Origin of the sequence: Dyella sp. LX-66 (assembly GCF_018599165.1) — a bacterium.
GTDB lineage: Bacteria > Pseudomonadota > Gammaproteobacteria > Xanthomonadales > Rhodanobacteraceae > Dyella_D > Dyella_D marensis.
Genome location: NZ_JAHFVJ010000028.1, coordinates 1 through 1,530, shown reverse-complemented (window position 1 = coordinate 1,530; position 1,530 = coordinate 1). Strand labels below are relative to the sequence as shown.

Sequence of the window (1,530 nt, the reverse complement as noted above, 5' to 3'; positions counted from 1 at the left end):
TCTTTGGTGCGATTGCAGCGGCGACCATTCTCGCCCTTGGGAGTCGATGATGCCTGCGCTTATTGCCTTGCTTGGCCGCATGCTGCTTTGGCTTGTCTCAACCTATGCCGGGCAGTGGGTGCTGAAAATTCTCGTGACGCTCGGTCTTACCGTGGTGACCAACAAGCTCGCGTTGCCGGCGGTGATGACCTTCATTCAAAGCTATGCCAACGGCTTGCCCGGCCCTGTCTACCAGGCGTTCGGTGCGATTGGCATGGACGTCTTCTGCTCGATGGTGATCTCGGCCTCCATTGCTTCGGTGGCCGGCAAGATGGTGCTGCGTAGGGTGAACTCATGATCTATCTGGTGACCGGTCAACCTGGGCACGGCAAGACGCTTCGTGCGATGCAGATGGCCCTGGAGTTCAAGGCGAAGGGGAGGGAGGTGTACGCGTACGGTGTGCGCGGGCTGAAGTATGCGGAGGCTGGCTTTCATGAGTTGGTCGACCCTACCAAGTGGCAGGACTGCCCTGATGGCTCGGTGTTTCTGATTGACGAGTGCTACACCGTTTTTCCGAAGGGTGGTGGCACCGCGAAGGTGCCCGACCACGTTGAGAAGTTGGCCACGCATCGCCATCGAGCGTTTGAGTTCATTCTCGTTTGCCAGCAGGCCAGCAAGCAGTTGCATCCCTTCATTCAAGGCCTGGTCGACCAACACCAGCACGTGCGCCGGAAGTTCGGTTTCAAAAAGGCGATCATCCTCTCGTGGGATCGCTACGAGTCGAACCCGCGAGTCAGCGACAACAAGAAGTTCTGGTCTTACCCATCGGCGCTGATGAAGCGCAACCTCTACGAGTCGACGGTGCAGGACACCACGGAGAAACGCATTCCGTGGTGGGCTTATGCACTCGTGGCGGCGGTGGCGCTCGTGGCCTACCTGGTGCATAACGCGAATGGTTTTTGGGCGGGGAAGGGCGCGCGTCCTGCTGCGGTTGCTTCTGACGGTGCGAAGCCTGCTGCCGGCATGTTTGGCGGCTCTGGCTCGACCGAGACGAAGCGGCCCGATGACCTCGTGAAGTGGCTCACGCCGCGCCTGCCTGGCCAGCCGTGGACGGCACCGGCGTATGACGGTCGACCGGTGGCCAGCGAGCCTGAGGTGTACTGCATGGCCGTCGACGACGGCCGCTGCGGCTGCATCACGGAGCAGGGCACGCATTACGAGATGGAAGTGGCCATGTGCCGCACCGTCGCTCGCAACGGCGTCTACAACCCCACCCGGCGCCCCTCGCCTGATCAGCGGCGTATCCAGCCTTTCGGCGATGCCGGCAAGCCCGTGAGTGCCCCCGTGGCCGCGCAGGCGGTCCAGGGCGACGCCACGGCGCAGGGAGGCCTATCCAGTGGCCACCAGCGCGCCACCGCGACGCCCTACACGCCGCCTACCCTGGGCACGTGGAATCCCGACCCTTTCGGCGGTGCCTCGAAGCGCTGACGGGGTGTAGGGGCAAAGCCCCTACGGATACGCCCTTGATCTAGGACCACACCGAAGCCTGGG

The 1,530-nt window shown here is 62.9% G+C and carries 2 protein-coding genes; both read left to right on the top strand.

Annotated features, from left to right (window positions below):
* A partial coding sequence (locus tag KK141_RS22840) for a DUF2523 family protein (protein WP_214573214.1) occupies positions 1–337 on the top strand: 337 nt, incomplete at its 5' end.
* Positions 334–1,467, top strand: a complete 1,134-nt coding sequence (locus KK141_RS22835; RefSeq protein WP_214573213.1) for a zonular occludens toxin domain-containing protein — start codon at positions 334–336, stop codon at positions 1,465–1,467. The genes KK141_RS22840 and KK141_RS22835, both read left to right, overlap by 4 nt.
* Positions 1,468–1,530 lie beyond the last annotated feature (63 nt).